At 74.3% G+C, this 24787-nt stretch carries 23 protein-coding genes and 2 pseudogenes; 14 read left to right on the forward strand and 11 right to left on the reverse strand.

Features of this window, described 5'->3' with window-relative positions:
• Positions 1-41: 41 nt before the first annotated feature.
• Complete coding sequence (locus IE287_RS00395) at positions 42-2711, reverse strand: helicase C-terminal domain-containing protein (RefSeq protein WP_189846832.1); 2670 nt, start codon at positions 2709-2711, stop codon at positions 42-44.
• A gap of 76 nt (positions 2712-2787) precedes the next feature.
• Here IE287_RS00395 and IE287_RS00400 point away from each other — a divergent pair, with 76 nt between their 5' ends.
• Together IE287_RS00400 and IE287_RS00405 are read left to right on the forward strand one after the other, a co-directional pair.
• Complete coding sequence (locus IE287_RS00400) at positions 2788-3798, forward strand: hypothetical protein (protein ID WP_189846833.1); 1011 nt, start codon at positions 2788-2790, stop codon at positions 3796-3798.
• A 122-nt stretch (positions 3799-3920) separates the two neighbouring features.
• Positions 3921-4556 (forward strand): HAD family hydrolase, encoded by a 636-nt coding sequence (locus IE287_RS00405; protein WP_189846834.1) that lies wholly within the window; start codon positions 3921-3923, stop codon positions 4554-4556.
• A gap of 11 nt (positions 4557-4567) precedes the next feature.
• Here IE287_RS00405 and IE287_RS00410 read toward each other — a convergent pair whose 3' ends face one another.
• Positions 4568-4843: a hypothetical protein gene (locus IE287_RS00410; RefSeq protein WP_189846835.1), complete on the reverse strand. Its 276-nt coding sequence runs from the start codon at positions 4841-4843 to the stop codon at positions 4568-4570.
• 144 nt (positions 4844-4987) lie between these two features.
• Here IE287_RS00410 and IE287_RS39270 point away from each other — a divergent pair, with 144 nt between their 5' ends.
• Entirely contained in the window at positions 4988-5371 is a 384-nt protein-coding gene (locus IE287_RS39270; RefSeq protein ID WP_189846836.1) for a cold-shock protein, read from the forward strand.
• A 65-nt stretch (positions 5372-5436) separates the two neighbouring features.
• On the opposite strand, the gene IE287_RS00420 is transcribed toward IE287_RS39270, so the two are convergent.
• From IE287_RS00420 to IE287_RS00435, 4 genes are all read right to left on the reverse strand, one after another.
• Positions 5437-6288, reverse strand: a complete 852-nt coding sequence (locus IE287_RS00420; RefSeq protein ID WP_189846837.1) for a 1,4-dihydroxy-6-naphtoate synthase — start codon at positions 6286-6288, stop codon at positions 5437-5439.
• Positions 6279-7025, reverse strand: a complete 747-nt coding sequence (locus tag IE287_RS00425) for a futalosine hydrolase (protein WP_229883203.1) — start codon at positions 7023-7025, stop codon at positions 6279-6281. The genes IE287_RS00420 and IE287_RS00425 overlap by 10 nt, the downstream gene beginning before the upstream one ends.
• 7 nt (positions 7026-7032) lie before the next feature.
• A complete protein-coding gene (locus tag IE287_RS00430; RefSeq protein WP_189846838.1) occupies positions 7033-7512 on the reverse strand; it encodes a DUF2771 domain-containing protein in 480 nt (159 codons plus the stop codon).
• Between the two features lie 79 nt (positions 7513-7591).
• Positions 7592-8968 carry an MFS transporter gene (locus IE287_RS00435; RefSeq protein WP_189846839.1) on the reverse strand — a complete coding sequence of 459 codons (1377 nt, stop codon included), beginning with the start codon at positions 8966-8968 and terminating at the stop codon, positions 7592-7594.
• A gap of 497 nt (positions 8969-9465) precedes the next feature.
• On the opposite strand from IE287_RS00435, the gene IE287_RS00440 reads away from it, so the two are divergent.
• The gene (locus IE287_RS00440) at positions 9466-10392 is read left to right on the forward strand and encodes a DUF3027 domain-containing protein (RefSeq protein ID WP_189846840.1); all 927 of its coding nucleotides are present in this window, start codon (positions 9466-9468) and stop codon (positions 10390-10392) included.
• 171 nt (positions 10393-10563) lie between these two features.
• Positions 10564-13698 (forward strand): sacsin N-terminal ATP-binding-like domain-containing protein, encoded by a 3135-nt coding sequence (locus IE287_RS00445; protein ID WP_189846841.1) that lies wholly within the window; start codon positions 10564-10566, stop codon positions 13696-13698.
• Positions 13699-13723: 25 nt separating this feature from the next.
• Here the strand turns inward: IE287_RS00445 and IE287_RS00450 are convergent, their stop codons facing one another.
• Complete coding sequence (locus tag IE287_RS00450; RefSeq protein WP_189846842.1) at positions 13724-16144, reverse strand: HAD-IC family P-type ATPase; 2421 nt, start codon at positions 16142-16144, stop codon at positions 13724-13726.
• 164 nt (positions 16145-16308) lie between these two features.
• A complete protein-coding gene (locus IE287_RS00455; protein ID WP_189846843.1) occupies positions 16309-16584 on the reverse strand; it encodes a DUF2530 domain-containing protein in 276 nt (91 codons plus the stop codon).
• A gap of 181 nt (positions 16585-16765) precedes the next feature.
• Here IE287_RS00455 and IE287_RS00460 point away from each other — a divergent pair, with 181 nt between their 5' ends.
• Complete coding sequence (locus IE287_RS00460) at positions 16766-18217, forward strand: NCS2 family permease (protein WP_189846844.1); 1452 nt, start codon at positions 16766-16768, stop codon at positions 18215-18217.
• On the opposite strand, the gene IE287_RS00465 is transcribed toward IE287_RS00460, so the two are convergent.
• Positions 18187-18426 carry a ribbon-helix-helix protein, CopG family gene (locus IE287_RS00465; protein WP_189846845.1) on the reverse strand — a complete coding sequence of 80 codons (240 nt, stop codon included), beginning with the start codon at positions 18424-18426 and terminating at the stop codon, positions 18187-18189. The two genes, IE287_RS00460 and IE287_RS00465, sit on opposite strands and share 31 nt — an antisense overlap.
• 185 nt (positions 18427-18611) lie before the next feature.
• Between IE287_RS00465 and IE287_RS00470 the strand changes: the two genes are divergently transcribed.
• From IE287_RS00470 to IE287_RS00480, 3 genes are all read left to right on the forward strand, one after another.
• Entirely contained in the window at positions 18612-19055 is a 444-nt protein-coding gene (locus IE287_RS00470; RefSeq protein ID WP_189846846.1) for a MarR family winged helix-turn-helix transcriptional regulator, read from the forward strand.
• A 26-nt stretch (positions 19056-19081) separates the two neighbouring features.
• Entirely contained in the window at positions 19082-20437 is a 1356-nt protein-coding gene (locus IE287_RS00475) for an MFS transporter (protein WP_189846847.1), read from the forward strand.
• 157 nt (positions 20438-20594) lie between these two features.
• The gene (locus IE287_RS00480; RefSeq protein WP_189846848.1) at positions 20595-21095 is read left to right on the forward strand and encodes a lamin tail domain-containing protein; all 501 of its coding nucleotides are present in this window, start codon (positions 20595-20597) and stop codon (positions 21093-21095) included.
• 19 nt (positions 21096-21114) lie between these two features.
• Here the strand turns inward: IE287_RS00480 and IE287_RS00485 are convergent, their stop codons facing one another.
• A complete protein-coding gene (locus IE287_RS00485; protein WP_189846849.1) occupies positions 21115-21630 on the reverse strand; it encodes a GNAT family N-acetyltransferase in 516 nt (171 codons plus the stop codon).
• 34 nt (positions 21631-21664) lie between these two features.
• Here IE287_RS00485 and thpR point away from each other — a divergent pair, with 34 nt between their 5' ends.
• Together thpR and IE287_RS00495 are read left to right on the forward strand one after the other, a co-directional pair.
• Positions 21665-22258, forward strand: a complete 594-nt coding sequence (gene thpR / locus IE287_RS00490; protein WP_189846850.1) for an RNA 2',3'-cyclic phosphodiesterase — start codon at positions 21665-21667, stop codon at positions 22256-22258.
• A 155-nt stretch (positions 22259-22413) separates the two neighbouring features.
• Positions 22414-22563: pseudogene (locus tag IE287_RS00495) on the forward strand (aldo/keto reductase); the annotation flags it as partial.
• A gap of 84 nt (positions 22564-22647) precedes the next feature.
• Here the strand turns inward: IE287_RS00495 and IE287_RS00500 are convergent.
• The gene (locus tag IE287_RS00500) at positions 22648-23637 is read right to left on the reverse strand and encodes an aldo/keto reductase (RefSeq protein WP_189846851.1); all 990 of its coding nucleotides are present in this window, start codon (positions 23635-23637) and stop codon (positions 22648-22650) included.
• A gap of 169 nt (positions 23638-23806) precedes the next feature.
• Between IE287_RS00500 and IE287_RS00505 the strand changes: the two genes are divergently transcribed.
• The 3 genes and pseudogenes from IE287_RS00505 to IE287_RS38235 all read left to right on the forward strand — a co-directional run.
• The gene (locus tag IE287_RS00505) at positions 23807-24013 is read left to right on the forward strand and encodes a hypothetical protein (RefSeq protein WP_189846852.1); all 207 of its coding nucleotides are present in this window, start codon (positions 23807-23809) and stop codon (positions 24011-24013) included.
• A complete protein-coding gene (locus tag IE287_RS00510; RefSeq protein ID WP_189846853.1) occupies positions 23997-24521 on the forward strand; it encodes a DUF6879 family protein in 525 nt (174 codons plus the stop codon). The genes IE287_RS00505 and IE287_RS00510 overlap by 17 nt, the downstream gene beginning before the upstream one ends.
• A pseudogene (locus IE287_RS38235) lies at positions 24518-24730 on the forward strand (helix-turn-helix domain-containing protein); the annotation flags it as partial. The gene IE287_RS00510 and the pseudogene IE287_RS38235, both read left to right, overlap by 4 nt.
• Positions 24731-24787 lie beyond the last annotated feature (57 nt).

Genomic DNA, 24787 nt, shown 5'->3' on the forward strand with positions numbered 1-24787 from the left:
ACCCCTCCTGGCCGTGACGGGCCCCGCACGGCGCCCCGCCGTCAGGCGTCGTCGTCCGCCAGCTCGGCCACGCCCGTGATCCGGTGCAGCGGATAGGTCCTGACCTCGTCGGCCGTGTGGTCGTAGCCGGTCACGAAACCGCCCTCGACCCGCACCGGGGCGATGACCCGCTGGCTCGCCGCGCCCTCCGCGTTCACGTAGCCGATCCACACCGCCGAGCCCGTCATCGCCGCCGCCTGCACGGTCGCCAGGGTCTCGGCGGCCGAGGTGCGCGGCAGTCCGCCCGCGGTGACCGGGACCGCGGGCTCCTTCCGCACCGCCGTCGCCGCGCGGTCGCCGGCCCGGATCGCCCGCACCGCCGCCGTGAGCAGGGTGGCGTCCGGGGCCGGCGGTCCGTCGGGGACCGGCGCCGGGGCCGTGCGCGGCGGGGTGCGGTGGGTGTCGGTCCGGGTGATCAGGACGTCGCCCCCCGCCGACTCGGCGGCCGGCGCGTACCCCATCGACCGCAGCCCTTCGAGGAGCGACGCCGGGTCCGTCTGCGCGGCGAGCACCGTCGGCGCGAGGCGGCGCAGCCGCAGCACGGCCGACCGGCGGTCGGCCATGATCTCGCCGAGCAGCGCGTCGTCGTCGCAGCGGACGTACGCGGACGCGGCGCCGATCCGCAGGTGCCCGTGCTTCCTCGCCACGTCGTCGATGAGGTAGGCGAGCGGCTGCGGCACCGGGGTGCGCGCGTGCGCGGCGAGGAAGGCGTGCAGGTCGGAGGCGGAGCGGCCGGTGTCGAGCGCCCGTCGCACCGAACCGGGCGTGAAGCGGTAGACGGTCGCGCCACCCTTCGACTCCACGTCCGCCAGGACCGCGAGCGCGTCGGCCAGCGGGCGCAGCAGCGGCCCGGGGGCGACCGCGGTCAGGTCGGCCTGGAGCAGGACGTGGTCGACGGCCCGCGGGAGCAGCGGTTCGAGGAGTTCCGCGGCGCGCTCCGCCGCGACCTCCGGCTCCACCCCGCCGCCCTCGGCTGACGGTTCCGCGGCCTTCGCGAGCGGCAGGTTGAGCAGGGCCCGGGCGTGCGTGGACAGCGCTCCGCGGCCGGTGACGCCCAGGAGCTCGGCGTCGCCGAGCGCCCACCGGGCCAGGCGCTCCCGCAGCTCGGCGGGGGGCCGGGGGGCGGCGGGCCGGGGGGCCGCGGCGGTCCGCGTCTCCGAGGCCCAGGGTCCGGCGGCGCCGGGGTCGGTGCCGTCGGCCGGGCCCGCGGCGGGGGCCGGGGGCCCGCCCGCCCGGGGCGCGGAGGAGGCGCCCCGCGTCGGCCGCTCCCAGCGGAGCCGCCCCAGCAGGGTCTCGGGGTCGGCCGCGGCGCCCGGGGGCAGGGTCGCCAGCAGGCCGAGGACCCGGTGGCGGACCTCGGGGGCCGCCGCGCGGTCCAGGTCCGGGCCGAGCGCGGACAGCGTCCGCCCCTTCGCGTCCTGGCCGCCGACCAGGCCGGGGGTGCGGGTCGCCGTGAGCCAGGCGGTGACCAGCCGGGCCCAGCGTTCGGCCGGCGGCCGGTCGAGCCAGTCGTCGTAGGCGGGCGTCGGCGCGTACCGCTCGTCCGCCTCGCCGTCCGAGGCCAGCAGCCCCGCCCCGTACGCCAGTTCCAGCCAGAAGGCGGCCACCGGCTCGGGCACGTCCAGGGCCGTCGCGGTCCGCTTCAGGTCGCGCACGGACAGGCCGCCCGCCCGCAGCACCGCAGGGCCGCCGTGGTCCCACGACTTCAGCAGCTCCTCGACGGTCGCGAGCGCCGCGTAGGCCTGTCCGGCGGCGGCGCCGTCGACCGCTTCGGGGCGGTACTCGCGCGCCACCTCGAGCCGGGGCGCGTGCGGCTCCGGCGTCCGGTGCGCCCGCCCGCCCCGCAGGTGCAGCGCGACCTCGCGCGGCAGGACCATCGTGCGCGGCGACACGGGCAGCAGCAGGCCCCGGTCGCGCAGCCATCCCACCGGAGGCGTCGGCTTCGCGGTCACCTCGCCGTACGGCGGGCCCCACACGAGCCGGTCGAGGACGGACAGCGCCTCCGGCGGCGCCGTGTCGAGCAGGGCCGCCATCCGCTCCCGGTCGGTGAAGAGGGCCGTCAGCGCGGCGACCGCCGACACCGGGTCGTGCGTGGACGGCAGCCCGGCCGCCGCCACGATCTCCTGGAGCCGCCCCGGCGACATGCCCGCCGTGGCCTCCGCGACGGTCGGCCCGAGTCCGGTGGGGGAGGGGTGCTGCGGTGACGGCGACAGCAGTTCGCGGGCGGTCCGCACCAGTCGCAGCCGGTCGTCCTCGCCCCACACCAGGGCCTGCTCGCGCAGCAGCGCCACCGCGCGGGGCAGCGCCTCGGCGACCTCGGGGGACCGTGCGGCCTCCGGGGCCTCCGGGTCGCCGCCGCCGAGCAGGCCGAGCAGGACGGGGTACGGCGCCGGGTCCGGCGCCACCGCCAGCGTCTCCGCCACCTGGAGCGAGAACCGGTCGAGCCGTTCGAGCGCCCGCACCACGGACGCCCGCGTCCCGGCCCGGGTCGCCAGCTGCGTCACGTCGTTCGGCACCGGGCCGAGCAGGTCGGGGCGGGCCCGCAGCAGCGCCGCCAGCCCGTCGTCGCCGCGCGCCCGCAGCGCCTCGGCCAGCGTGCGCGGGCTTCCCGCGGTCCCACTCGGACGTCCCTCGGGCACGTGCGCCTCCCGGTCCAGCTCGCCGATCCCCATCCGCCCCACGTTATCCGCTGCGCAGGCGCTACCGTCAGGACCGGGACGGCGTTCGGCCGGACGGTGGAGGGGCGGCGTGGGCATCGAGAGCGACCGGATGGTCTTCGACTACCTGAGCGAGGTCGGCGACCTGGCCCAGCAGCGGCAGCTCCCGCCGGGCGAGCGCAGCGCGCTCGTCGCGGGTCTGCGCGACGAGATCGACCGCCGCCGCGCCACCCGTGGCGAGGAGTCCCCCAGGGCCGTCCGGGGGATCCTCGGCGACCTGGGCACCCCGGACGAGGTCGTGACGCGGGCGTCGGACGCGCCGCCGAGGAGCCGGGAGCCGGAGTGGTGGGCGGACCCGGATCCGGCCGCTCCGCCGTCCCCTTCCGGGTCCTCCCCGTCCTCCGCGTCCCCGCCCCCGTCCCCCTCCGCGTCCCCGTCCCGTTCCCCGCACGCGCCGCCGTCCGAGGGGGCGGCCGCCGCCCCGGTCCCGCACCCCCGGGGCTGGTGGCACGGCGGTCCGGACGGGCCGGAGGGCCCGGGCGGGCCGGACGGCACGGACATGATCGTGCCGGGCTTCGTGGGCGGCGTGGAGGCGCCGGAGCTCTTCCGCCCGCCGGAGCCCGAGGCGCCCGCGGAGGAGGAGCCGGGGGAGCCGGCCGCCCCCGCGGGCCGCGCCCGCCGCCTGGCCCGGCTGCTGCGCCGGCGCCGTCCCGAGGCGGAGCCGGCGCCGGAGGAGGCGGCGGGGGAGGGGCCGGTCCGGGCGCGCCGCGGCGTCGCCCGTCCGTTCCTGCTGCTGGCGGCGGTGCTGCTGGTCGCCGGCGCGGCGTTCGGCTGGCTGCTCGCGCTCGCCGCCGGCTGGCTCATCGCGTACGGCTCCCGCCGGCTGACCCCGGGCCAGGTGAAGCGGGCCGTCTTCGTCCTGCCGGGCCTCGCGGCGGCGGGCGGCGTCGCCTGGCTGTGGGGCCGTCTCCAGGGCCGCTGGGGCGAGCCGGTCCCGGCGGGCGCCCTGCACGCGGCCCTCTCCGAGACCTGGCCCTGGACCCTCCGGGCCGCCGCCCTGCTCTCGGCCCTCTACCTGCTGCACCACTCCCGCCGTCCCTGACGGGCGGTCCCGGGGCGCGCCCGGCACGGCGGGCGGCGGCCGGGGGACCCTTCGGGCGGGAGGGGGGTCCGGCGGGGCGGGCCCCGGTCTCGGCAGCCGCCGTTTTCGAACACCCGGGCACAATGTCCCCCATGACGACGAACACCTCCGTGGCCCCGCTGACCGTCGGGTTCGACCTCGACCTGACCCTCCTCGACACCCGTCCCGGCATTCGGGCGGCCTTCGTGGCCTTCTCGGAGAAGTACGGCGTCGCCGTCGACGCCGACCTCGTCGTCACCCGCCTCGGCCCGCCGCTGGAGCAGGAGATGGCCCACTGGGTGCCCGCCGCGCAGGTCACCGAGATGACCGCCCGCTACCGCGCCCTCTACCCCGCGTACGCGATCGAGCCGACCGTGCCCATGCCGGGCGCCCGGGACGCCCTCGACGCGGTCCGCGAGGCCGGCGGCCGGACGGTCGTCGTCACCGCCAAGAACGCCCCCGACGCCCAGCGCCACTTCGCCCACCTCGGCATCGAGCCGGGCGCGGTCGTCGGCCGCCTCTTCGCCGAGGCCAAGGCGGAGGCGCTGCGGGCCCACGGCGCCACGGTGTACGTCGGCGACCACGTCGGCGACGTGCGCGGCGCGAAGGCCGCCGGCGCCCTGTCGGTGGCCGTCGCGACCGGTCCGTGCGCCCCCGAGGAGCTGCGCGCCGCCGGTGCCGACGTGGTCCTGGAGGACCTGACGGACTTCCGCGCCTGGTGGGAGTCGTACGTCTCCTGACGCCGTCCCGGCTAGCCGGCGGAGCCGCTCCGGGCCTGCCGGCGCTGGGCCGCGACGGAGCGGAGCACCCCCGCGGCGGCGAGGGCGAAGCCGACGCCCATCAGCATCGACACGAGGTAGGCGACGGTCGGGAAGGGGTCGGTCCCGAGGAAGAGCGGGGCCACCGTGACCAGCGTGGCGAGCGCGCCGACGGCGAAGACGACGACGCCGGCCTTCACGAGTCCGTCGCCCGGGGCGGAGTCGTCCACGGAATCGCTCACCGCTCCTGCGGGGGTTTCACTGCGCATCAGGTCAGGGTAGTTCCCTGGCCACAGGAACACTTCGGCGGCGTCTTGTCACCGGCTCCCCGGCCGCTAGCCTTGGGGGTCGGCGGGCCGCTTCGACCCGCTGTTTTTGCTACCCCGACGAGTCGACGAGGACTGAGGACAGACGTGCCTACCGGCAAGGTCAAATGGTTCAACAGCGAGAAGGGCTTCGGCTTTCTCTCCCGCGACGACGGCGGTGACGTCTTCGTGCACTCGTCGGTGCTCCCTGCCGGGGTCGACGCACTGAAGCCGGGCCAGCGGGTGGAGTTCGGCGTCGTCGCCGGCCAGCGGGGTGACCAGGCTCTCTCGGTGACGATTCTCGACCCGACGCCGTCGGTGGCGGCGGCGCAGCGCCGCAAGCCCGACGAGCTGGCGTCGATCGTGCAGGACCTGACGACGCTCCTGGAGAACATCACGCCGATGCTGGAGCGCGGCCGGTACCCCGACAAGGCGGCCGGCAAGAAGATCGCGGGCCTGCTGCGGGCGGTCGCGGACCAGCTGGACGTCTGACCGGACACGGTCGCGCGGGCCCCCGGGGATCCCCCCGGGGGCCCGCGCGCTTCCCGGGGCGGTCCTCACGGGAACGACAGCGCGCGCGGGCCGAGGGGCGGCACCAGCCCCTCGGCCGCGGCACGGGTGAGCAGCCCCCGGACCGCCGCGTAGCCGTCCTCGCCGAGGTCGGCGGTGAACTCGTTCACGTACAGCCCGATGTGCTGGTCGGCGACCTTCGGGTCCATCTCCTGCGCGTGCTCCATGACGTAGGGCCGCGAGGCGGCCGGGTCGTCCCACGCCATCCGCACCGAGCGCCGGGCGGAGTCGGCGAGCAGCCGCAGCGTCTCCTCGCCGAGCGAGCGGCGGGCGACGATCGCGCCGAGCGGGATCGGCAGCCCGGTGGTGGACTCCCAGTGCTCGCCCATGTCGGCGAGGCAGTGCAGCCCGTACGCGGTGTAGGTGAAGCGGGCCTCGTGGATGACGAGCCCCGCGTCGACCTTGCCGTCGCGCACGGCGGGCATGATCTCGTGGAACGGCATCACGACGACCTCGCCGACGCCGCCCGGCACGGTCTCCGCCGCCCACAGCCGGAAGAGCAGGTAGGCGGTCGAGCGCTCGCTCGGCACCGCCACCGTCTTCCCGGCGAGGTCGGCGCCGGTCCCGGCGTCCCGGGTCAGCACGAGCGGGCCGCAGCCCCGGCCGAGGGCGCCGCCGCAGGGCAGCAGCGCGTACTCGTCGAGGATCCACGGCAGGACGGCGTACGAGACCTTGAGGACGTCGTGGCCGTCGGTGCCGCTCTCGGCCCAGCCGTTGGTGACGTCGATGTCGGCGAAGGTGACGTCGAGGCGGGGCGCGCCGGGTACCCGTCCGTGGGCCCAGGCGTCGAAGACGAAGGTGTCGTTCGGGCAGGGCGAGTAGGCGATCTTCAGCTGCACGGCCGGACCTCCGACAGGGTGGTTTCGAGTGCGGTCACGGCCCGGCGCAGGGCGCCCAGGGCGTCACCGATGCGCCAGGCGGCGCGGTCGCGGGGTCCGACGGCGTTCGACACGGCCCGCAGTTCCAGGACGGCGACGCCGTGCGCGGCGGCGGCCTCGGCGACCCCGAAGCCCTCCATCGCCTCGGCGGCGGCCCCCGGGTGGCGGGCGGCGAGCTCCCCGGCGCGGGCGGCACCGCCGGTCACGGTGGAGACGGTCAGCACGACCCCGGTGGTGTGCGGGAGCCCGGCGGCCGCGAGGGCGGCGGCGGCGGGTCCGGTGAGGGCGGGCGGCACGCGGTGCAGGGAGCGGCCGAAGCCCAGCTCCTCGACGGGCAGGAACCCCTCGGGGGTGTCGGCGCCCAGGTCGGCGGCGACGATCGCGTCGGCGACGACGAGCGAGCCGAGCGGGGCGCGGCCGGGGAAGCCGCCGGCGATCCCGGCGGAGACGACGAGCCCGTACGGCTCGCCGGCGAGCGCGCCGCGGGTCAGCACGGCGCCGGTCGCGGCGGCGGCCGCCGCGGGCCCCACGCCGCCCACGAGGACGTCGACGGTGCGGTCCGGCGCGTGGTGCCGGCGCAGCGCGAGGCCGCCCGGCACGGGAAGCTCCCCGCCCGGGAGGGCGGGCGTCGCGAGACCGCCGGCGACGGAGTCCGCCTCCGCCGCCACGGCCGTCACGATCAGGATCCGGCGGTGCACCGGAGGATCAGGATTCCTTCTTCAGCTTGAAGTGCCAGATGCCGGTGAGCGTCTTGCCGGTGTTCTCGACGATCGTCACCTGCGTCTCGTCGGTGGCCTCGCCGGTCTGGCTGGAGAAGAAGGCGCTGGCCGGGATGGTCCGGTAGGTCTTCTTGTACGGCTCCGGCTCGGCCTGCTGGCCGCCCAGGAAGATGGTCCAGCCGTTGTCGGCGATCTCCGGGTCCACGCCGAAGCGGACCTTGTCGTCCATGGCGACGGTGATCGACTTCTCGGCCTTCTTGTTGAGGCACTTCTGGACGTCCGACTCCTTGATGGGGTCGCCGTCGTTGTAGCAGGCCGCCTCGGAGTTGATCGATTCGGTCCCGACCGTGACGGTCGCGATCGGAGTCGGCTTTTCGCAGGCGGTGAGGACGAGGAGCCCGGCGGAGACGGCCCCGAGGGCGGCAGCGGCCCGGCGGCGCGAGCCGGAGAAGAACGCAACGGTCATGAGCCGAAGGCTATCGGGCCGCCGCGCCGCTGCCACGCGGGGGTACGGCGTGCCGCGCCCGGGACCGCGCGCCCGGGGGTCAGGCGACCTTCGCGCGGTGCGGCCGGTCGGAGGTGCCCGGCCCGCGCGACGACAGCAGTCCCCGTACGGCGAGCAGGGCGCCGATCGCCAGGAAGCCGGAGGCCACGGCCATCCCCACCGTCCCGTTCAGCGGCATCGCGATCCCGAGCGCGCCGCCCACCACCCACGCCATCTGGAGCGCGGTCTCGGACCGGGCGAAGGCCGAGGTCCGGACGAGCTCCGGCACGTCCCGCTGGATCAGCGCGTCGAGGGACAGCTTCGACAGGGCCTGCGTCAGCCCCGCGACCGCGCCCAGCACGGCGACCATCACCCCGCCGAAGAAGACGGCGGCGCAGATCGCCGCCGCCAGGACCGTCGTGATCATCGTGGCGATGATCACCTCCGGCCGGTGTCCCCGGTCCCGCAGCAGCGAGCCCGCGGCCGTCCCGCAGGCGTTCCCCACCCCCGCCGCCACGCCGACGATCCCGAGCGACACCGCCGCCGACTGGCCCGACAGCGGATGCTCGCGCAGCAGGAACGCGAGGAAGAAGATCAGGAACCCGGAGAGCATCCGCTGCGCCGCGTTCGCCTGGAGGCCGTGGAGCACCGCGGGCCCCACCGTCCGCAGACTCGGCTTCTTCTCGCCGTGCGTCAGCAGGTGTGCCCGCCGCTCGCCCTTCGCGGAGTCCACCTTGTGCGGCATCCGCACCGCCCAGTACGTGCCGAGCAGGAAGAGCGCGCACGCCCCGTACAGCGGCCAGCGCGGTCCGATCAGCTGGAGCCCCGCCCCGATCGGGGCGGCGATGCCGGTGGCGAGCAGCCCGGCGAGCGTCACCCGCGAGTTCGCCTTCACCAGGGAGAAGCCCGGTGGCAGCAGCCGGGGCACCACGGCGCTGCGCACCACCCCGTACGCCTTCGACGCCACGAGCACGCCGAGCGCCGCCGGGTACAGCTCGATCCCGCCGGTCGCGACCGCGCCCGACATCAGCACGGCCAGCACCGCCCGGGTGAGCATCGCCGCCGCCATCGCCGCCCGCCGTCCGTGCGGCAGCCGGTCGAGGACCGGCCCGATGACGGGCGCGAGGAGGGTGAAGGGAAGCATGGTGATGGCGAGGTAGAGCGCGACGCGCCCGCGGGCCTCGTCGGTCGGCACGGAGAAGAACACGGTCGACGCGAGCGCCACGGTGATCATCACGTCCCCGGCGCCGTTGACCGCGTGCAGCTCGATCAGCTTCCCGAGCCCCGACTCGCCCGCCCCGTGGGCGTGCGTCGCCCGCCGGATCCCCCGCGCGGTCCCCGTGAACGGCAGGTGGAGCGCACGCCCCACCGCCCCGCCCGCTCGGCGGAGCGGTCCGGGACGGTCGTCGGATCGACCGGAGGACCGTGCGGCTGCCACCACCTCATAGTGCCCCACCCACCCCCCGCCCGAACCGGGACCGCGGCCCTCCGGGGTGTCGGACGGGGAGGACGGAGCCGGGCGGGGGCGGGCGGGGGACGGGAAGGGGGCGGGCGGGGGACGGCAGGACGGCGGGCGGGTGCGGGGCGGACGAGTCGGGGGTTCCGGGGCCCCCGGAAGGCGGCGGGACACGCCGGAAGGGGGCGGGAGCGGCGGCGCTCCGGGGCCCGATCCGGGTCACTTGGGGCGCGCAGGTGGGCCCAGGCCCGCGAACGGGGTAGCGTGCGTAGCGCGCCACCGGCGGTTCCTCTCGACCGCGCGCCCCTTCGGCATCCCGCAGAATGGATGACGATAGGTGTGCCCGAGACGTGTGAGACCGGTCGGGTGCGGACGTCGATGCGGCCCTCAGGTCCGCTCCGCCCGCCCCGCTCCCGGAGCCTCGCTCCCGGACCTCGGCCGGCGCACCCGTGAGACGGCGTAGGAGAGAAGCGATACCAGTGAGTGCTGCGACGACGCGAGACCGTGCCCCGCGTACCCCGCGTACCCCGGCCCCCGACCGCCTCTGCGCCGAGGCCGTGGACCTCGCGCGGGAGGCCGCCGAGGAGGCCGCCGCCCCCGGCGTCGTCGGCGAACACTCCGGTGTCGTCGCGGAGGGCGACCGGGTCGTCACGCACTACTTCGCGTGCAAGGAGCCCGGCTACCGCGGATGGCGCTGGGCCGTCACGGTCACCCGCGCCTCCCGGGCCAAGAACGTCACGCTTGACGAAACCGTCCTGCTGCCCGGCTCCGACGCCCTCCTCGCCCCCGAGTGGGTGCCGTGGAGCGAGCGGCTGCGCCCCGGCGACCTCGGCCCCGGCGACCTCCTGCCCACCGAGCAGGACGACCCGCGCCTGGAGCCCGGCTACACCGGCGAGGACGCGCCGCCGCCGAACTCCGCGCTCTCCGCCGAGCTGGTGGACCAGCTCGACACGGAGGACGCCGAGATCACCGACCGGGTGCCGGCGCGCGGCACGATCGCGGCCGTCGCGGACGAGCTCGGCATGGGCCGGGCCCGCGTCCTCTCCCGGTACGGCCTGCGGATCGCCGCCGACCGCTGGGACGAGTCCTTCGGCCCCCGCACGCCGATGGCCCAGGCGGCCCCGGCGACCTGCCAGTCCTGCGCCTTCCTGGTCCCCCTGGCCGGCTCCCTCAGCCAGTCCTTCGGCCTCTGCGCCAACGAACTGTCCCCGGCCGACGGACGCGTGGTCTCCCTCGCGTACGGCTGCGGCGGGCACTCGGAGGCGGCGGTCATGCCCACCCCGCCGCGTCCCGCCGAGCCGGTCCTCGACTCCACGGCCGTCGACCCCTTCCCCCTCCGCCCGGCCTCCGACTCCGGCTCGGTCCCCGCCCCCGACCCCGCCTCGGAAGACCTCGGCCACTCCTGACGCCCCGCCCGCACGGCCGCGGGACCGGCGCCCGCACCGGCCCGGCGCGGCCGGGCGCGGGCCCGCACCGAGGGGTTCCGGCCACCTCCGCGGGGGCGTCGCGCCCGCCGCGTGGAAACCGCTCGCGGCGCGGTAACTTCGGGCGCGGTACCGAAGGAACGGCCCAGCAGAGTGGAGTCTCACGTGAGCGTCACCGTCCGGACGACGACCGACGGAAGCGACCCCTTCGGCACCGCCCGTCTCCGCAGAGGCGTCCTGGACGCCTGGACCGCCTCCCCCGCCCGCTTCCGCGAGGACGCGAACGCCGAGGAGGACCTCGCGCTCGGCGGGTACCGCGACCGCCTCGTCGTCGAACTGGCCCAGAACGCCGCCGACGCCGCCGCCCGCACCGGCGTCCCCGGCCGCCTCCGCCTCACCTTGCGCCCCGCCGACGCGGACAGCCCCGCCGTGCTGGCCGCCGCCAACACCGGCGCCCCGCTGGACGCGACCGGAGTCGAGTCGCTGTCCACGCTCCGCGCCTCCGCGAAGCGGACGGCGAGCGACACGGCCACGGCCGTCGGCCGCTTCGGCGTCGGCTTCGCCGCCGTCCTCGCCGTCTCCGACGAGCCCGCCGTCCTGGGCCGGCACGGCGGCGTCCGCTGGTCCCTCGCGGAGGCCCGCGAGCTCGCCGCGGACGTGGCCCGCCACCTCCCGGGCCTCGGCGACGAACTGCGCCGCAGGGACGGCCACGTCCCCCTCCTGAGGCTGCCGCTGCCCGCCGAGGGCACGGCGCCCGACGGGTACGACACGGTCGTCGTCCTCCCGCTGCGCGACGCCGCCGCCCACGACCTCGCCGACCGGCTCCTCTCCTCCGTCGACGACGCGCTGCTGCTCACTCTTCCGGGTCTCTCCGAGATCGTCGTGGAGACCCCGGAAGGGGTACGCACGCTGACCCGCTCCGAGGCCGACGGGTACGTCCGCGTCGAGGACTCCGCCGCCGAGGGCCCGCACCGCTGGCGGACCGTCACCCGCACCGGCCCGCTCGACGCCGGCCTCCTCGCGGACCGCCCGGTCGAGGAGCGGCTGCGCCCGCACTGGTCGGTCACCTGGGCCGTACCGGTCGACGACGCCGGCGCCCCCCGCTACCCCCGCACCGCGCCCGTCGTGCACGCCCCGACGCCCACCGACGAACCCCTCGGCCTGCCCGCCCTGCTCATCGCCTCGCTGCCGCTGGACACCGCCCGCCGGCACGCGGCCCCGGGGCCGCTCACGGACTTCCTGGTGCAGCGGGCCGCCGACGCGTACGCCGAACTCCTCGCCGGCTGGGAGCCGGTGACCACCGCCTCGCTCGACCTCGTGCCGGGCCCCCTGGGCAAGGGGCACCTCGACGGGGCGCTGCGGGAGGCGATCCTCGACCGCCTGCCGCGGGTCCCCTTCCTCGCCCCGGCCCTCCCCTCCGAGGACGTGCGGGTGCTGCGCCCGATCGAGGCGGAGGTGGTCGAGGGCGCCGGCGCCGAGACGGTCGCCGTCCTCGCCGAGGTCTTCCCCGCGCTGCTGCCGGCGGGCCTGGAGCGCCGCCCCGAGCTGCGCACGCTCGGCGTGGGCCGGGTGCCGCTGACGGAGGCGGTGGACCGGCTCGCGGGCGTGGAGCGGACGCCGGGCTGGTGGCGGCGGCTGTACGACTCCCTCGCGGGCGTCGACCCGGACCGGCTGACCGGCCTGCCGGTGCCGCTGGACTCGGGCCGGACGGTGATCGGCCCCCGGCAGGTCCTCCTGCCGCAGGAGGGCACCCCGCCGGAGCTGGCGCGGCTCGGCCTGAAGGTGGCGCACGCGGAGGCCGCGCACCCGCTCCTGGAGAAGCTGGGCGCCCTCCCGGCCACGCCCCGCGCCGTCCTGACCACGCCTCAGGTGCGGGCCGCGGTGGCGGGCTCCCTGGACGCGGGCGAGATCTGGGACGAGGACGAGCGGACGCCGGACGCGGACGAGCTCGCCGAGACGGTCCTCGGTCTCGTGCGCGACGCGGCCCTGGAGCCCGGCGACGAGCCGTGGCTCGCCGCGCTCGCCCTGCCCGACGAGGACGGGGAACTGGCCCCCGCGGGCGAACTGGTGCTGCCCGGATCGGCGTTCGCCGCCGTCATGCGCGAGGACGAGCTCGCCTTCGTGGACGCCGAGCTGGCCGACCGCTGGGGCGAGGCGCCGCTCGCCGCCTGCGGCGTCCTCGCGAACTTCGCGCTCGTCCGCGCCGCCGACCTGGTCCTCGACCCCGACGACCTGGAGCCCCGGGAGGGCGACTACCCGGAGCCGGACGACGCGGGCCTCCTGGACGCGGTCGACGTCTGGTGCGAGGACGTCCTGGACCGGCTGCCGGAGGCCGTGGTGCCGCCGGTCGCCACGGAGATCGTGGCGGTGCGGGACCTGGACCTGGTCGACGACGACGCCTGGCCGCGGGCGCTGGCCCTGCTGGCGCGGCCGCCGCTGCGGGACGCCCTGATCCAGCCCGTGCGGGTCCTCCTCCCGGACGGCACGACGGAGACGGTCCGCTCCTACACGGCCTGGTGGCTGCGCGACCACCCCGTCCTCGACGGGCGCCGCCCCGCGGGGCTCCGCGCCTCCGGCACCGACCCGCTCCTCGCCGGCCTGTACGACCCCGCCGACGCGACCGGCTTCGAGGACGAGCAGGTCCTGCGCGCGCTCGGCGTCCGCACCTCGGTCGCGGCGCTGCTCGACGAGCCGGGCGGCGCGGCGGAGCTCCTCTCCCGCCTGGCCGACCCGTCCCGCCCCGTCTCGGCCGCGCAGCTCCACGCCCTCTACACGGCCCTGGCCGACCTCGACCCCGACCAGGTCACCCTCCCCGACGAGCTGCGCGCGGTGGTCGACGGCGAGCTGGTCGTCGTCGACGCGGCGGAGGCCCTGGTGGCCGACGCCCCCGACCTCCTCCCCCTGACGGCGGGCCTCCCGCTGCTGCCGGTCTCGCCGTCCCGCGCCGCGGACCTGGCGGACCTCCTCCAGGTGCGCCGGCTGAGCGAGACGGTCGAGGCGGAGGTCACCACGGAGGGCGAGGTGCACGAGGTCCCGGCCTCCGTCCACGCCCTCCTCGGCCCCGCCACCCCCGCCACCTACGTGGAGCACGAGGAGCTCCTCGCGGCCGGCACGGAGCTCGACTGGCGCCGCACCCCCGACGGAGTCCTCCACGCGGCCACCCTCGAAGGCGTGGCCGCCGCCCTGGCCTGGGCCACCGCCCAGTGGCCCCGCCGCTTCGAGGTGGCCGCCCTCCTGGAGGACCCCACCCGCACGGAGGAACTGGCCCGCGACCGCTGGTTCGACTAGCGGGGCTGCTCCCGGCGCGGCGCCGCTACGCCGGGAAGCGGCGGTCCACCCAGCGCCAGGCGACCTCCAGGACGGCCGCGCCGGCCGCGGCGACGGCGACGGCCGCCCACGGCATGGTGGTGCCGACGAGCTTGAGGGCGAAGAAGTCCTGGAGCCAGGGGACGACGAGGACGAGGAGGAAGGCGCCGCCCATCGCGGCGACCAGGGCGAGCCGCCACAGGGTGTAGGGCCGGGCGATGATCGCGAGGACCCACATGGAGACCAGGAAGAGGGTCAGGGTCGCGGCGCTGGTCTCGGCCCCGAGGGCGTCGGCGCCCGTGTAGTGGTGGCGGGCGAGGAGGTACGTGGTGAAGGTGGCGGCCGCCGCGACGACGCCGCCGGGGATCGCGTACCGCATGACCCGCCGGACGAAGTGCGGCTTGGCCCGTTCCTTGTTGGGCGCGAGGGCCAGGAAGAAGGCGGGGACGCCGATGGTCAGGGTGGACAGCAGCGTCAGGTGCCTCGGCAGGAAGGGGTACTCGATCTGGGAGACCACGACCAGGATGGCGAGCAGCACCGAGTAGACCGTCTTGGTGAGGAAGAGGGTCGCCACCCGGGTGATGTTGCCGATGACCCGGCGTCCTTCGGCGACCACCGAGGGGAGGGTCGCGAAGGAGTTGTTCAGGAGGACGATCTGGGCGACGGCCCGGGTCGCCTCGGATCCGGAGCCCATGGAGACGCCGATGTCGGCGTCCTTGAGGGCGAGGACGTCGTTGACGCCGTCGCCGGTCATGGCGACGGTGTGGCCGGCGGACTGGAGGGCGGCGACCATGTCGCGCTTCTGCTGCGGGGTGACCCGGCCGAAGACGGCGTTCTCGTCGAGGACCTTCGCCATCTCCTCGCGGTCGGCGGGGAGCGTACGGGCGTCGACGGTGTTCGCCGCGCCGGGCAGGCCGAGCTTGCCGGCGACGGCGCCGACGGAGACCGCGTTGTCGCCGGAGATGACCTTGGCGGCGACGTTCTGGTCGGCGAAGTAGGCGAGGGTGTCGGCCGCGTCGGGCCGCAGCCGCTGTTCGAGGACGACGAGGGCGGTCGCCCGGGCGTCCTGCGCGACGTGGGGGGAGTCGAGTTCGTGGACGGTGCGGGCGAGCAGGAGGACCCGCAGGCCCTGCTCGTTGAGGTGGTCGATCTCGGCGAGGGACGGGTCGCCGGACGGGAGGAGGACGTCGGGGGCGCCGAGCAGCCAGGTGGAGTCCTCGCCGTCGCCCTCGCTGAAGGAGGCGCCGCTGTACTTGCGGGCGGAGGAGAAGGGGAGGGACTCGGTGCAGCGCCAGTCCTCGGCGTCGGGGTAGGCGTCGATGACGGCCTGGAGGGACGCGTTGGGGCGCGGGTCGGACTCGCCGAGGGCGCCGAGCACCTTGGCGACGTACCCCTCGTCCGCGCCGTTCAGGAGGCGGACCCCGGTGACGTCCATGCCGCCCTCGGTGAGGGTGCCGGTCTTGTCGAGGCAGACGACGTCGACCCGGGCCAGGCCCTCGATCGCGGGCAGCTCCTGCACCAGGCACTGCTTGCGGCCGAGCCGGATGACGCCGATCGCGAAGGCGACGGAGGTGAGCAGGACGAGGCCCTCGGGGATCATCGGGACGATGCCGCCGACGGTCCGTGCGATGGAGTTCTTGAGGTCGTTGTCCTTGACGACGAGCTGGCTGATGATCAGGCCGATCGCGGTCGGGACCATCATCCACGTCACGTACTTGAGGATCGTGGAGATGCCGGAGCGCAGCTCGGAGTGGACGAGCGTGAAGCGGGAGGCCTCCTCGGCGAGCTGGGCCGCGTAGGCCTCCCGGCCGACCTTGGTGGCGGTGAAGGCGCCGCCGCCGGCGACGACGAAGGAGCCGGACATGACGGGGTCGCCGGGGCGCTTGACGACCGGGTCGGCCTCGCCGGTGAGGAGCGACTCGTCGATCTCCATGCTGTCGGCCTCGGCGACGACGCCGTCGACGACGACCTTGTCGCCGGGGCCGAGCTCGATGAGGTCGCCGAGGACGATCTCGGAGGTGGAGATCCCGGCGGCGCGGCCGTCGCGCCGGACGGTGGGTTTCGCCTCGCCGATGACGGCGAGCCCGTCGAGGGTCTTCTTGGCGCGGAGCTCCTGGATGATGCCGATGCCGGTGTTGGCGACGATCACGAAGCCGAAGAGGCTGTCCTGGATCGGGGCGACGATCAGCATGATCACCCACAGGACGCCGATGATCGCATTGAAGCGGGTGAAGACGTTGGCCCGGACGATGTCGGTGGTGGAGCGGGAGCTGCGGACGGGGACGTCGTTGACCTCGCCGCGGGCGACCCGCTCGGCGACCTCGGCGGCGGTGAGGCCGGCGGGGCGGTGGACGACGGGCGGTTCGGTCCCCACCGGGCCGCCCGGGTCCCCGCCGCCGTCCGTGCCGATCTTCGCCCGCTGAGTCATGGTTCCGACGGTACGACCGGAACCGGCCGTTCACCTGCCGAGAAGGGCGAAGATCCGACCGGGGGAGGAGCGGAATCGTCCTGTGGTCCCACGGGCCGTCCTCCGGTCCCGAGGGGCCGCCGTCCCGTGGTCCTCCGGGGCCGTGGGAGCTACGGGGCCCGGGGCTACGGGGCGGCGGTGCCGTCCGCCTCCTGCGCCGCGCGGTGCCGCTTGATGGCCGCGTCGCGCTTGCGGACGTACCAGATGCCGATCAGGCCGAGGCCGGCGCCGGCCAGGCAGGTCCACACCCACCAGGTGAGGTCCCGGTCGTCGAACCAGCCGTAGAAGGGGAGCTGGACGAGGAAGAGGACGAACCAGAGGATCGTGCCGCCGGTGATCGTGCCGACGACGGGCCCCTCCAGGGGCTCGGGTGCCTCGTGCTTCGGTGTCCACTTCGCCATGCGGCTCAGTCTAGGCGGCCCCCGGGGGCCGCCTCCCGGGGGCGGCGGGGAGGCGGTCTACGCGCGGAGATGGACTGCTCCTCGTTCATGTGTTCATACTGAAACGGTTTGCCTATGGCGGGTTTCCTTCGTATGAACCGCCAATCAGGACTTCAGGACTTTCCCGAAGAGGAACCCACCCATGAGCACCACGGCCGCCGCCAAGGCCCCTGCCCCCGAGCCGCAGGGGCCCCGGCCCCCCGCCTCGGCCCTCGACCGCTACTTCCGGATCTCCGAGCGCGGCTCCACCGTCTCCCGCGAGGTCCGCGGCGGTTTCGCCACCTTCTTCGCGATGGCCTACATCATCGTGCTGAACCCGATCATCCTCGGCAGCGCCAAGGACATGTACGGGCACCAGCTCGACGGGGGCCAGCTCGTCACCGCCACCGTGCTGACGGCGGCCTTCTCGACCCTCCTCATGGGCGTCATCGGCAACGTCCCGATCGCGCTCGCCGCCGGCCTCGGCGTGAACACGGTCGTCGCCCTCCAGCTCGCGCCCCGGATGTCCTGGCCGGACGCCATGGGCATGGTCGTCCTCGCCGGCATCGTGGTGATGCTGCTCGTCGCGACCGGCCTGCGCGAGCGCGTCATGAACGCCGTCCCGGTCGGCCTGCGCAAGGGCATCGCGATCGGCATCGGCCTCTTCATCATGCTGATCGGCCTCGTCGACTCGGGCTTCGTCTCCCGCATCCCCGACGCCGCGCACACCACCGTCCCGCTCCAGCTCGGCTCCGACGGGCACCTCAACGGCTGGCCGGTCCTCGTCTTCGTCCTGGGCACCCTGCTCACCCTCGCCCTGATCATCCGCAAGGTGCCGGGCGCGATCCTCATCTCGATCGTCGTGATGACGATCGTCGCCATGGTGATCGACGCGGTGGCCACCGTCCCGTCCTGGGGCCTGACCACCCCGGAGTGGCCCGGCAACCCGGTCGCCTCCCCGGACTTCGGCCTGGTCGGCCAGGTCAGCCTCTTCGGCGGCTTCGGCAAGGTCGGCGTCCTCACCGGCGTCCTCTTCGTCTTCACCGTCCTGCTGTCCTGCTTCTTCGACGCCATGGGCACGATCCTCGGCGTCGGCGACGAGGCCAAGCTGATCGACAAGGACGGCAACTTCCCGGGCATCAACAAGGTCCTGCTCGTCGACGGCCTCGCCGTCGCCTCCGGCGGCGCGACCTCCTCGTCGGCCACCACCTGCTTCGTGGAGTCCACGGCGGGCGTCGGCGAGGGCGCCCGCACGGGCCTCGCCTCGGTCGTCACGGGCGGTCTGTTCTCGGTGGCGCTGTTCCTCACGCCGCTCGCGACCATGGTGCCGTCGCAGGCGGCCACCCCCGCGCTGCTCGCGGTGGGCTTCCTGATCCTGGCCGGGTCGGTCAAGGACATCGACTGGAGCGACTACACCATCGCGGTGCCGGCGTTCCTGGCCATGACGATGATGCCGTTCACGTACTCGATCACGAACGGCATCGGCATCGGCTTCATCAGCTTCAGCGTGCTGCGTCTCGCGGCCGGCCGGGGCCGTGAGGTCCCGGTGGCCATGTACGCCGTGTCGGCGATCTTCGTCTTCTACTACGCGATGCCGGCGCTGGGCCTCACCTGATCGCCGGCGCCGGCCGCGGGGGAGTCCGCGGCCGGCCCGTAGAACTTCTCCGTCTCCTCGACGGCGGTCGTGAACCGCTCGTCGAAGTCCTCCCGAATGAGCGTCCGGACGACATAGTCCTGGACGCTCATTCCCCTTTTCGCGGCGTGGCGCTTGAGCCGGTCGAGCAGCTCACTGTCGATGCGCAGGCTGAGCACTGTCGATCCCATGCCGTCAGGGTCGGGCTGCCGGTGCCCCTCTGCGTCACTTTCCGGATCCAGCTCACTCATTTGGGTGATGCATGGATATCGACCCGTGACCTGGGGCGCCCGGATGCGGCTGTGCAGGGCGTGGCGTGTGCGACACGAGCACATCCCATTGGTCTTTAGCGAGAGTAATGAGTTAGGCTAAATACATGCCTGATCTGTCCCACGGCACCACCGACGACGTCGCGGCCGTGAACGCGATCCGCTCGTCCGTCATGCGGCTGAGCCGGCGCCTGAAGCACCAGCGCGTCGACGAGTCGCTGAGCCCGACCGAGATCTCGGTCCTCGGCACCCTGGCCCTCTGCGGCTCCGCCACCCCCGGTGAGCTGGCCCGCAAGGAACACGTCCAGCCGCCGTCGATGACCCGCATCGTCGCGCTGCTCGAAGCCAAGGGACTGGTCCGGCTGGAGCCGCATCCCGACGACCGCCGGCAGAAGGTGGTCAGCCAGACCGAGCGGGCCGAGGCCATGCTCGAGGACGCCCGCCGCAAGCGGAACGCCTGGCTGGCCGCCCTCGCCGAGGGGCTGGACGAGGACGAGTGGGCCGTACTGCGCGCGGCCGCTCCCGTCCTGGAGAAGCTCGCCCATCTCTGAACCGAGCGCCAAGGAGGCGACGCACTTTGAGCACGGGACCCGGAGCAGACTCCGCCCCCGTCCACAAACCCACGACTACCCCGCGGGGCGGGGGGTCCCGCAAGGGAACCTTCTCCTCGCTCTCGATCCGGAACTACCGGCTGTTCTTCACCGGAGCGATCGTCTCCAACACCGGTACGTGGATGGCCCGGATCACCCAGGACTGGCTGGTCCTGAGCCTCACCGGCTCGGCCGCCGCCGTCGGCGTCACCACGGCCCTGCAGTTCCTGCCGATGCTCCTCTTCGGCCTGTACGGCGGCGTCGTCGCCGACCGCTACCCGAAACGGCGCCTGCTGCTGATCAGCCAGGCCGCGCTCGGCCTCTGCGGACTCGCGCTCGCCGCGCTCACCCTCTCCGGGCAGGTGCAGGTCTGGCACGTCTACCTGATCGCCTTCCTCCTCGGCATGGTGACGGTCGTCGACAACCCGGCCCGGCAGTCCTTCGTCTCCGAGATGGTCGGCCCCGACCGGCTCCGCAACGCCGTCTCGCTGAACTCGGCCAACTTCCAGTCCGCCCGGCTCGTCGGCCCCGCCGTCGCCGGCGTGCTGATCGCCGGGGTCGGCAGCGGCTGGGCCTTCCTCATCAACGGCCTCTCCTTCCTGGCGCCGCTCACCGCCCTCTGGCTGATGCGGACGAGCGAGCTGCACCGGGTGGAGCGCGCCCCGCGCGGCAAGGGCCAGCTCCGTGAGGGCCTGCGGTACGTGGCGGGCCGCCCCGACCTGATCTGGCCGATCGTCCTGGTCGGCTTCGTCGGCACCTTCGGGTTCAACTTCCCGATCTGGCTGACCGCCTTCTCCGAGGAGGTCTTCCACGTCGGCGCCGGCACCTACGGCTTCCTCAACACCCTGATGGCGGCCGGCTCCCTCGCGGGCGCCCTGCTCGCGGCCCGCCGCGGCTCGACCCGGCTGCGGATGCTGGTGATCGCCGCGGGCGTCTTCGGCGCCCTGGAGGTCGCCGCGGCGCTCTCCCCGTCGTTCTGGCTGTTCGCGCTGCTCCTGGTGCCGATCGGCATGATCGGCCTCACGGTGAACATCACCGCGAACTCGGCCGTCCAGATGGCGACCGACCCGGTCATGCGGGGCCGGGTGATGAGCCTCTACATGATGGTCTTCGCCGGCGGCACGCCGATCGGCGCCCCGCTCATGGGCTGGGTCACCGACACCTACGGCGCCCGCGCCGGCTTCGCCGCGGGCGGTCTGGTCTCGCTCGCCGCGGCGGCCGCCATCGGCCTCGTCCTGGCCCGGATCGGCAACCTCAGGGTGGCGATGGCCTGGCGCCGCGGCCACCCCAGCCTGCGCTTCGTCCCCCGCGCCGCGCCCCGCCGGCTGGCCGCGGCGGCCTGACCCGGACCACCCCGCGCGAGGGCGGGCGGCAGCCGGGAGGCTCCCGCCCGCCCTCGGGCGTTCCCTGGCCGGAAGAGAACGTTCGGGGTACGGGGTGTGGGGATTCTGTGTATGTTGAGCCGTCAATCACCGGTACCACAGGGGGGTTCCCTTGCGCATGCGCTCCACCCGTCCCGTCATAGCCGCGGCCCTCGCCGCCGGCGCGCTGACCGGCGCCCTCGTCGCCACCCCGGCCCACGCCGCCGAGTACGCCTCGTCCCTGAAGATCGCCGGCGTCCAGTACGACGCCCCGGGCCGCGACAACAACAGCTGCACCACCGGCAACACCAAGGCCGAGTTCGTCACGATCAAGAACTTCGCCCGCACCGGCACCGTGAACCTCAAGGGGTACGTGGTCAAGGACGCCGCAGGCAACACCTTCGTCTTCCCCTACAACCACTACCTGGAGCCCGGCGACCACGTGAAGCTGCGCGGCGGCCGGGGCACCGACTCCGACGGCGGCAACGTCGCCTACCGCAACAACTGCAACTTCCTCTGGAACAACGACCGGGACACGGTCAGGCTGATCAAGCCCACCGGCGCCGCCGCGGACACGCACGCCTACACCAAGAGCGCGAACGACCGCGACGGCAACGGCTTCATCACCTTCCACGGCTGAGACCGCACCGCGCCCGGGGCTACACCCGCATCTCCAGGACCTGGCCCGGCCAGTCGCCGACGGCGAAGGGGTCGGTGCGGGTGAAGCCCTGGCGCTCGTAGTAGGCCACCAGGCGGCCCTCGCTGCCGGCGAAGCAGTCGACGCGCAGCAGCGAGACGCCCGCGCGGCGGGTCTCCTCCGCCGCGTGGGCGAGGAGCGCGGCGCCCACCCCGAGGCCGTGGAAGCGCCCGTCGGTGGCGAGGTAGCGCACGTACCGCTCCGGCTCGGCGGCCGGCGGCACGTACGAGCCGGGGTGCGGGGTCAGCGTGAGGGTGCCGGCCGGGACGCCGTCCACCTCCGCGATCCACGGGCTCCCCTCGCCCATCACCTGGCCGACGTGCTCCACCGTCTTCGGGCGGCCGGTGAAGGGCTCGGTGCCCCACTGGGCGGTGATGCCCCTGCCGTTGAGCCAGACGACGGCGCTGTCGAGTATCGCGAGGACGGCCGGCACGTCCGCCGCCCCGCCCCGCCTGATCGTGATCGCGTGGGTCTCCATCCGGCCGAGGCTATCGGCTGCCAGACTGGCGTCCATGAGGCTTTTCGCCGCCGTCCTGCCGCCCGCCGGGGCCGTCGCCGAGCTGGGCGCCGTCGTCGACGCGCTGCACGCCCTCCCCGGGGCCGGGGAGCTGCGCTGGACCTCCCGGCCCGGATGGCACTTCACGCTCGCGTTCATGGGCGAGGTGGACGACGCCCTGCTGCCGGACCTCCGCGCCCGCCTGGCCCGCGCGGCCCGCCGCACCCCGCCCTTCGCGCTCCGGCTGCACGGCGGCGGTCACTTCGGCGGGCGCGCGCTGTGGACCGGGGCCGCCGGGGACCTGGACGCGCTCCGGCTGCTCGCCGAGCGCGCCGACGCGGCGGCCCGCCGGGCGGGCGTCGCGATGGAGGAGCACCGCCGCTACCGGGCCCACCTCACGCTCGCCCGCGCCCGCGGCGAGGGCGAGCCGCTCGCTCCCTTCCTCGCCGCCCTCGACGGTTTCGAGGGCACCCGCTGGCGGGTCGGCGAGCTGGCCCTGGTCCGCTCGAACCTGCCGGTGAGCGGGGTGCCGGGGGAGCAGCCCCGGTACGCGACGGTCGGGTCCTGGCGGCTGGAGGGGGGCGGCGGGGGAGCGGAGGGCTCGGGTTAACCTCGGGGGGTGGACCCGAAGACTCGTAACCGGATCATGGCCGGTGTGCTCGTACTGATGTTCGTGATGATCGCGGTGGCGTCGGTGGCCGGCCAGTAGCGCCGCCGAGGTATCCCCTTGCTTCGAGCGCGCTCCAAGGCGTTGGCTGGTGACCCATGGAGTACACGCAGCTCGGACGCACCGGACTCAAGGTCAGCCGCCTCGTCCTCGGCACGATGAACTTCGGCCCGCAGACCGACGAGGCCACCAGCCACGGCATCATGGACACGGCGCTCGACGCCGGCCTGAACTTCTTCGAGACCGCGAAGCAGGCATTTTGACGCCTGTGTGGCACTGTGGCCGCCGCCCCATCGGAGCGGGCGACGGCCGTGCTTCCAGCCGCTACTCGATCACCAGGCAAAGGCTTCCGGCGACGGCCCCGGGCCGGGAAAGATCTCGTCCAGACCAGTCAGAAGTTCGTCACTCAGCTCCAGCTCCAGGGCGCGCAATGCGCTCTCCAGCTGCTCCACCGTGCGCGGGCCGACGATCGGGCCGGTGACGCCGGGCCGGGTCAGCAGCCATGCCAGCCCGACTTCGCCGGGCTCCAGGCCGTGCTTGTCGAGCAGGTCCTCGTACGTCTGGAACTTCGCCCGCACGGTCGGGTCGGCGAGCGTTTCTGCCGCGCGGCCCTCCGTACGCCGCTTACCCCCGGCCTCCTTCTTCAGGACGCCGCCGAGCAGGCCGCCGTGCAGCGGGGACCAGGGGATGACCCCGAGGCCGTAGTCCTGCGCGGCCGGGATCACCTCCATCTCCGCGCGCCGCTCGTAGAGGTTGTACAGGCACTGCTCACTGACCAGGCCGACCATGCCGCGCCGGGCGGCGGTCTCGTTGGCCTGGGCGATCTTGTACCCGGGGAAGTTCGAGGAGCCCGCGTACAGGATCTTCCCCTGCTGGATCAGCACGTCGACGGCCTGCCAGATCTCCTCGAAGGGAGTGGCACGGTCGACGTGGTGGAACTGGTACAGATCGATGTAGTCGGTACCGAGCCGCTTGAGGCTGGCGTCGACAGCCCGCCGGATGTTCAAGGCCGACAGCCGGTCCTCGTTGGGCCAGGTCTCGCCCTCACGTGACATGGAGCCGTAGACCTTCGTGGCGAGGACCGTCTTTTCCCGCCGGCCACCGCCCTGGGCGAACCACGTCCCGATGATCTCCTCGGTGCGGCCCTTGTTCTCACCCCACCCATACACGTTGGCGGTGTCTACGAAGTTCAGACCTGCGTCGAGCGCGGCATCCAGGATGCCGTGGCTTGTCGGTTCGTCTGTCTGCGGGCCGAAGTTCATCGTCCCGAGGACGAGTCGACTGACCTTGAGTCCGGTGCGTCCGAGCTGCGTGTACTTCATGAGGCACAAGCCAACTGCTTCGAGCCCACTCCAAGCAAGGGCCGACCACTCAGCCGCCCATTTATGCGACAACGCGCATGAGTCACGTCCCTGCATGGACGGCTGCGAGCGGCCCCCGTACGGTCGTCTCGGGCGGCCCGACCGGGCCTACAGGTCAAGGGAGTTCCGCATGGCACGCGTAGAACTGACTCGGCTCACCGGCAACGGCAACGGCACGTGTGGAGAGGACGACTGCCCGAACGTCTACCGCACCGCTTCCGGCTCCATCGTGGTTCAGGGCGACGTGTCCGACGCCTTTACTCCCCCGCAGGGGGAAGGGCTCGTGGAGATCCCCGAGAGCGTTCTCCGGGAGGCCGTTCGTGCTCTTGGATGGTGACGAGTGGCGGGCGATGCTCCGGGGCTTCCGGTCGGAAGCGTGGCGACTGGAGACCCTGCCTCAGTACCTCGTACCGCAGGAGGCGGAAGAGCTCGAAGCCTTCCGGGCGGGCAAGCGCGTCGACCCGCACGCCTACTCGTCCGCGTACACGGAAGACCTGAAGCGGCTGCGAGGGGAGGGCAAGAGCAAGGGGCGAGTGCACGTCCTGACACGACCGCTCTCGGAGTACCTGCGCTTCGAGTTCTCGCGGTACTACGCCCCGCACGTGCTCGCCGGGGAGGACATCCGCATCCTTGACGTGACCGAGCGAGACAACCCGTTGCCGGACGTCGAGGACTTCTGGATGTTCGACCGCTCGACCGTCGTCCTGATGCACTACGCGGGCGACGGCACGCAGATCAGCCGGGAGCTGTACGAGGGTGACCTTGCGCCGTTCATCGAGTGGCAGCGCATTGCCGTTGCCGAGTCGGTTCCCTTCCTGGAGTACGCGGAGCGCGGGACGGAGTGACGTTCGAAGCTGAGCAGCTCGGCGAGGCCGGTATCGAACTCGCCTCACTGCTTCGGGACTTGCGCAAGCGAGCCGGCCTCTCAGGGGACCGGCTCGCAGCGCGCTGCAACATGTCCCAGTCGAAGGTGTCTCGCATCGAGAACGGCCGGACACGGCCATCCCTGGTCGACGTCGAACAGATCTTGCGAGCGCTGGACGCTCCGCCGGAACTGGTCGCCGAGGTCTCCGCCCTCGCCAGGATGGCGAACACCGAGTGGCGGAACGTC

Source organism: Streptomyces omiyaensis, assembly GCF_014650895.1.
Classification (GTDB): Bacteria; Actinomycetota; Actinomycetes; order Streptomycetales; family Streptomycetaceae; genus Streptomyces; species Streptomyces omiyaensis.